This window comes from Wandonia sp., assembly GCF_984588085.1.
Genome location: NZ_CFIGVI010000008.1, coordinates 111,220 through 118,026, shown reverse-complemented (window position 1 = coordinate 118,026; position 6,807 = coordinate 111,220). Strand labels below are relative to the sequence as shown.

Below are 6,807 nucleotides of genomic sequence, written 5' to 3'. Positions count from 1 at the left end.
TCGAACCCGCGACCCCCTGCGTGACAGGCAGGTATTCTAACCAACTGAACTACCAGACCAATATTGTGAAGAACTTTTTCAAGTCCCGTTAGCGACAGCTAACTCATGTTTGTCTCAATACTGTTGTGCCTTTCGTTTAAGGCGTTGCAAAGGTAGGTATAAATTTTGCTTGTGCAAGAAAAAAATGAAAAAAAGTTAAAGTTTTTTTGAAAATAATTTTCAGTTAGTTGATTATCAGTAGATAGTGTCACGGGGCTTTTTTTGCCCGAAAAGCAAGGAGGGTGAGAGGGTATAACAGCTACCTTATTAACGAAAGATCGTTAAAAACTGGTTTCTTGTACGTGTCGCTAAACCACTGTTCTTTCGTATCTTTGTTAGGTTTCATCTCAAACTTCTTTTTCGCATGGCAGAAAATAATTATACGGAAGATAATATCCGGTCACTTGATTGGAAAGAGCATATCCGTTTGCGTCCCGGTATGTATATCGGGAAACTCGGAGACGGTTCTTCGCCGGACGATGGGATTTACATACTGATAAAGGAAGTCGTGGATAATTCCATTGATGAATTTGTCATGGGTAATGGTAAAAAGGTTGAGATCAAGATTAAGGACGGGAAAGTAATCGTCCGGGATTACGGACGGGGGATTCCTCTCGGGAAAGTGATTGATTGTGTTTCCCAGATTAATACCGGAGGGAAGTATGATTCCAAAGCCTTTAAGAAATCGGTTGGTTTGAATGGAGTCGGTACAAAAGCAGTCAATGCTTTGTCTTCTCACTTTATGGTATATTCAGTCCGGGATGGAGAAAAAAAGATGGCTGAATTTTCTCAGGGAGAAATAGTAAAAGATTATCCCGTAGAGAAAACTGATGAGCCGAATGGAACCTATGTGGAGTTTGTACCCGATGATACGGTGTTTAAAAAATTCGTTTTTAAGCTTCCGTTTGTCGAGAAAATGATTTGGAACTATTGTTATTTGAACCGGGGATTGAGTATCTACTTCAATGGTCAGCGCTATTTGTCCAAGAATGGATTACAGGATCTGTTGGAGAATAATATGGATGGCGATCCGTTGTATCCAATCATTCACCTGGAAGGAGATGATATTGAGTTGGCTATGACCCATGGGAAAACCTACGGGGAAGATTATTATTCTTTCGTAAACGGACAACATACAACACAGGGAGGTACACACCAAAGTGCTTTCCGGGAAGCTGTAGCGCGAGTAATTCGCGACTTTTACAATAAAAACTACGAAGCTTCGGATATCCGTCAGTCGATTGTAGCGGCCATTTCGGTAAAAGTAATAGAGCCTGTGTTTGAGTCGCAGACAAAAACAAAACTGGGGTCGCAGGAAATTGAACCGAATGGTAAATCTATGCGGGCGTTTGTCAATGATTTTCTAAAAGAAAAACTGGATAATTACCTGCACAAGCACCCGGAAGTAGCTGATATTCTGGAAAAGAAAATCAAGCAGTCGGAGAAAGAAAGAAAAGAACTGTCAGGAATTCGTAAACTGGCACGAGAACGGGCTAAAAAAGCAAGTTTGCACAATAAAAAATTGCGTGATTGCAGGGTTCACCTGACGGATGTAAAAAATGAACGGAGAGAGGATACGACACTGTTTATTACCGAGGGAGATTCGGCGAGTGGTTCCATCACCAAATCAAGAGATGTTAACACACAGGCTGTTTTCTCGCTTCGGGGAAAACCGTTGAATTCGTATGGGTTAACCAAAAAAGTTGTGTATGAGAACGAAGAGTTTAACCTGATTCAGGCCGCACTGGACATAGAAGACGAGATGGATAATCTCCGGTATAATCGCATTGTGATTGCAACCGATGCCGATGTTGACGGAATGCACATCCGCATGTTGTTGATGACTTTTTTCCTTCAGTTTTTCCCGGATCTGGTAAAAAGAGGGCATGTATATATTTTGCAGACGCCTCTTTTCCGAGTGAGAAACAAGAAAAAAACAATTTATTGTTACTCCGAAGATGAGCGAAGAAAAGCCATGGCCGAGTTAGGGAAGAATCCGGAAATTACCCGATTTAAGGGCTTGGGAGAGATTTCTCCGGATGAGTTTGCCAATTTTATCGGAGAAGATATCCGTTTGGAACCGGTTATTTTGTCAAAACAAAATAGTATTGAAACTATACTTTCTTATTACATGGGAAAGAATACACAGGAAAGACAGGAGTTTATTATTGATAACCTACGTGTCGAAAAAGACGAGGTGGAAGAAACGATAGCCGAAGAATTAATCAAAGAAGAACAGGAATAATATGGCAGAAAACGAAGAGCCTGAAATGGAAGAGAACAACAACCTGCCGGAGAATAATGATGCCGATAATGATCAGGTTGTATCCCTCAGCGGATTATACGAGGACTGGTTTTTGGATTACGCATCGTATGTAATTCTTGAGCGGGCTGTCCCTTCGTTAGCTGACGGATTAAAACCTGTCCAACGACGTATCTTACATTCCATGAAAGAAATGGATGATGGTCGTTACAACAAGGTTGCTAATATTATCGGGCATACCATGAAGTATCACCCGCATGGGGATGCTTCGATTGGAGATGCACTTGTTCAACTGGGGCAAAAAGACTTGTTGATTGATTGCCAGGGAAACTGGGGGAATACCTTGACAGGAGATTCTGCTGCGGCTCCCCGATATATTGAGGCGCGTTTGTCCAAGTTTGCCAATCATGTTGTGTTTAATCCGAAAACAACAGAGTGGCTGGCATCCTATGACGGACGAAACAAGGAACCTCAGAACCTTCCTGTGAAATTCCCACTGCTTTTGGCACAGGGAGCGGAAGGGATTGCTGTCGGAATGGCTTGTAAAATTCTTCCGCATAACTTTATTGAATTGATTGAAGGATCGATCCAGATTCTTCGAGGAAAGAAAGTCGAAATTCTTCCGGATTTTCCAAACGGAGGGATGGCCGATTTCTCTGGTTATAATGATGGATTGCGGGGGGGGAAGGTGCGTGTTCGCGCCCGAATATCCAAGCAAGATGCAAAAACGCTTGTTATTACCGAAATACCCTTCGGAACTACTACTACGACTCTGATTGACTCCATTATCAAGGCAAATGATAAAGGGAAAATCAAAATCAAAAAAATTGAAGATAACACTTCTGCAATAGCCGAAATTGTGATTCATCTGGCTGCAGGAGTTTCTCCGGACAAGACAATAGACGCATTGTATGCGTTTACAGACTGTGAGGTTTCTATTTCTCCGAATGCCTCCATTATCGATAATGATGTACCTCGTTTTCTGGGAGTAAGTGAAATGCTGAAAATCTCTACTGATAATACGTTACATTTATTGAAACGCGAACTGGAGATCAGAAAGGGAGAATTAGAAGAACAATGGCATTTTTCCAGCCTTGAAAAAATCTTTATCGAAGAACGCATTTACCGCGAAATAGAAGAAGAAGAAACCTGGGAAGGTGTGATTGCTGCAATCGATAAGGGATTGAAGCCATTTGTTACACACCTGAGAAGAGATGTTACGGAAGAAGACATTATTCGTCTGACTGAAATAAAGATTAAACGAATCTCAAAATTTGATAGTTTTAAAGCGGACGAGGCGATCAACCGACTGGAAGATGAGATGGCAGCTATTCAGTACAAACTGGATAACCTGACGGAATATGCGATCGATTACTTTAAAGAACTGAAAACAAAATTCGGAGCCGGTAAGGAGCGAAAAACGGAGATTCGTGTATTCGATACCATTCAGGCCAGAAAGGTTATTATAGCGAACAAAAAGCTTTATGTAGATGTGGAAGAAGGCTTTATTGGCTGGAATTTGAAAAAAGCTGAGTTTGTAGCTGACTGTTCGGAGATCGATAATGTGATCCTGTTCTTTGATACGGGTAAAATGATGGTTACCGAAGTTGCCGATAAAAAGTTTGTCGGCAAGGGGATTGTGTATTGCGGAATCTGGAGAAAGGGAGATAAGCGTACTATTTATCACATGATGTATCAGGACGGAAAAGGTGGTCCTACCATGATGAAACGATTCTTTGTAAATTCGCTTACACGTGATAACGAGTATGACTTGACAAAAGGAACGAAAGGATCTAAGTTGCTATATTTCTCTGTTCATCCAAATGGAGAAAAAGAAATTGTAACAGTTCATTTGCGTCCACGTCCGCATTTAAAACGGGTTCGCTTCGATATTGATTTCGGAGATCTGTTAATTAAGAGCAGAACAGCAGCAGGAAACAGAGTAACGAAAGAAATTGTTGCAAAAATCACTCAAAAAGAAGTTGGAGGGTCAACACTCGCTGCCAGAAAAATTTGGTTTGATCCGGTTGTTAAACGATTAAATGACGAGGGCAGAGGAAAATTCCTGGGACAGTTTAAAGGTGAGGATAGAATTCTTACGTTGTATCAATCAGGGCAATATCGTTTGTCTAATTTTGATCTGGCGACTCACTTTGAAGAAGATCTGATTCACATTGAAAAGTGGCATCCTGATCATCCGATCTCCTGCGTGTACTATGATCCGGAAAGAGATTTACATTTCGTAAAGCGCTTTCTTTGTGAAGTAACTAGCGATAAAATGGTTTCGTTCCTTCCGGAGGCAGAAGGGGCGCGAATGGATGTGGTTTCGACAGCATACCGACCGAAGGTAAATATTGTCTTTAACAAGCTTTTGAAAGCAACAAAGAATTTGCCGGATAAGGAAGTGGAGATAGCTGATTTTATTGATATCAAAGGAATGAAAGCTATCGGGAATCAGTTGACGAAATTGAAAACGAAGGAGATTCAGTTGGTAGGTCCTATTGAAGGAGAGGAACCATGGCCGGTAGAAGAGCCTAAAGAACAGGGTGGAAAAGAAGAAATATCAGCAGACGACGAAGCTCCCTTTGAAGTGGAATGGGATATGACAAAAGATCAGGAGGAGGACGATGAAGAGTCCGGTCAGGCAAAATTATTCTGATATGATTTCCTGAGAGATTAACCTATAGGTCCCGGTATAAACTGAGGACCTTTTCTTTTTATAAACGGTAAGAAATACTTAATATCGAAGGTAACATAAGTCCCGTTCATTTCTCCGTATATAGGTTTGTTGATATTTTTATATTTATAAGTAGTAGCTATTTTGAAAATGGCACCAAAAGGATACTGGAACGAAGCTCCTAAATAAAAGGTTCCCGCTTTTTGGGTTCTTAGTTCGACCCCCACATTGGCATTCATTGCAGCACGAATCCAACTTATTCGCAATCCTTCTGTGCTAAACATATTCGGGTAGCCGTTATCATCAGCCCGAACGTTACTCGGATAAAAATTTCCTGAAATTCCGTAGGAGGCATTCATGAACCACTTCTCGGACATTTGTACGTAAATCAATAAATTTAATGGAATGTCATAGCTGACTACACCAAGGGTTGTTTGAGAAGTAAGATTCGAATCGGGAACAGCATAATCCGTACGGTAATTACGACGAACCATATTCAGACCGGTTTCAATAGCAAACCGCTTTGTTATACCTACGCGAATAGTTCCTCCGAAAGAATATCCCCAAAGAGGTGTAACGGTAGTCGAAAAATTATCTTTAGAAAGTGTTTCGGGTCCGGTTCCGAACATACGGATCGGAATGATCGGTTTAACTTGTAGTCCAAAGTAACTAGGGAAACGATTACGCTTTTTACTCTTCATTTTCTTTTTAGCCTCTTTTTCCTGATCCCACTGACCGTATGTAATGGCAGGAGTAAGAGTGAAAAGAAAAAGAACGAATACGATTTGTTTGAGAAGCTTGGTATGTGTACGTCTATTTTTCAAATGAGTCTGTTTTCTAATTTGATATTCCCTGTTCAATTTGTCTGGTAGTTTCTTCAAGATAAGCATTTCGTCTGCAATATCCCAAAGCGGCTAACGCAACCAGCGCAATCATGAACAAAACGAAAAAATAACGTAAAAAACCAATTTTTATTAGTGGTTTCTTAAATTTTCCTTCTGTCTCATAATTAAGTTTTTGTGTTTTACTAAAATTCTTTTTGTGGACAGCGATCAGATAATACTCTTTTTCGTCCGCTTCCGGGTTGGAGCGTTCGTACCAGATTTTGGCTTTTACCAACAACTGTTCGAAATGATCCGCCCGCTTTTTATCCCTGAAGCGGTAAACCACATAATTGGCATCGGAAGGATGTTTGTGATAATTGACCAGACCAAGGTCAAACGGGTGTTCTAATCCTGAATCCATTCGGTAACGTATTCAATTGGTTTACGATGTGCTTTAGGCCATTCGATTTCCGGATAGCCCATATAGAAAAGCCCCAGACACTTGTCTTTTTCTCCTAATCCGAGAAATTCATTCATGGTAGGTGTATAAACAACTTTCGGAGATGCCCAAAAACCACCAATTCCATAAGCTGTGCACATCAAATGCATATTTTGCACTGCACAGGCAACAGCCTCTATTTCTTCTATTTCGGGAATTTTTTCTTCGGGTTGTCGTTCCATACATATTGCGATAACGACAGAAGCTTGAAGCGGACGTTCCCGCATACGCTGAAATTTCACCGTGTTGAAAGCATCTTCCGGAGTATTGTCAACATACCATTTCGCTAAAAAATCGGATAGCTTATTACGTGAGTCATCCATAAACACTTTAAAGCGCCAGGGTTGTGTATTTCCGTGAGTAGGAGCCCAGATAGCTCCATTCAGAATTTTTTCTACGATTTCCCGATGTACCTTTCGGGTTGTGTACTGCTCCGGATATATGGTGCGTCTGTCTTTAATCAGATCTGTAATTTCGCTGAGATTATATTTCATATCCACATGAA

Annotated in this window: 5 protein-coding genes; 2 read left to right on the top strand and 3 right to left on the bottom strand. The window is 40.9% G+C overall.

Features of this window, described 5'->3' with window-relative positions; genetic code table 11:
* Positions 1-403 precede the first annotated feature (403 nt).
* Positions 404-2,284 (top strand): DNA topoisomerase IV subunit B, encoded by a 1,881-nt coding sequence (locus AC4PL9_RS05215; protein ID WP_491603719.1) that lies wholly within the window; start codon positions 404-406, stop codon positions 2,282-2,284.
* A gap of 1 nt (position 2,285) precedes the next feature.
* A complete protein-coding gene (locus AC4PL9_RS05210) occupies positions 2,286-4,961 on the top strand; it encodes a DNA gyrase/topoisomerase IV subunit A (RefSeq protein ID WP_491603718.1) in 2,676 nt (891 codons plus the stop codon).
* 17 nt (positions 4,962-4,978) lie between these two features.
* Here AC4PL9_RS05210 and AC4PL9_RS05205 read toward each other — a convergent pair whose 3' ends face one another.
* Genes AC4PL9_RS05205 through AC4PL9_RS05195 form a run of 3 tightly spaced genes read right to left on the bottom strand, consistent with a single transcriptional unit; the run spans position 4,979 to position 6,796 of the window.
* Positions 4,979-5,803, bottom strand: coding sequence for an outer membrane beta-barrel protein (locus AC4PL9_RS05205; RefSeq protein ID WP_491603717.1), 825 nt, complete (start codon positions 5,801-5,803; stop codon positions 4,979-4,981).
* A 13-nt stretch (positions 5,804-5,816) separates the two neighbouring features.
* Positions 5,817-6,224: a hypothetical protein gene (locus AC4PL9_RS05200; RefSeq protein ID WP_491603716.1), complete on the bottom strand. Its 408-nt coding sequence runs from the start codon at positions 6,222-6,224 to the stop codon at positions 5,817-5,819.
* Complete coding sequence (locus AC4PL9_RS05195; RefSeq protein ID WP_491603715.1) at positions 6,209-6,796, bottom strand: nitroreductase family protein; 588 nt, start codon at positions 6,794-6,796, stop codon at positions 6,209-6,211. The genes AC4PL9_RS05200 and AC4PL9_RS05195 overlap by 16 nt, the downstream gene beginning before the upstream one ends.
* Positions 6,797-6,807: the final 11 nt, after the last annotated feature.

What these genes read in the sequence shown, in the direction of transcription:
- AC4PL9_RS05215 (WP_491603719.1), top strand. Translation starts at nt 404, where the DNA reads ATGGCAGAAAATAATTATACGGAAGATAATATCCGGTCACTTGATTGG.
- AC4PL9_RS05210 (WP_491603718.1), top strand. Translation starts at nt 2,286, where the DNA reads ATGGCAGAAAACGAAGAGCCTGAAATGGAAGAGAACAACAACCTGCCG.
- AC4PL9_RS05200 (WP_491603716.1), bottom strand. Translation starts at nt 6,224, where the DNA reads ATGGATTCAGGATTAGAACACCCGTTTGACCTTGGTCTGGTCAATTAT.
- AC4PL9_RS05195 (WP_491603715.1), bottom strand. Translation starts at nt 6,796, where the DNA reads ATGAAATATAATCTCAGCGAAATTACAGATCTGATTAAAGACAGACGC.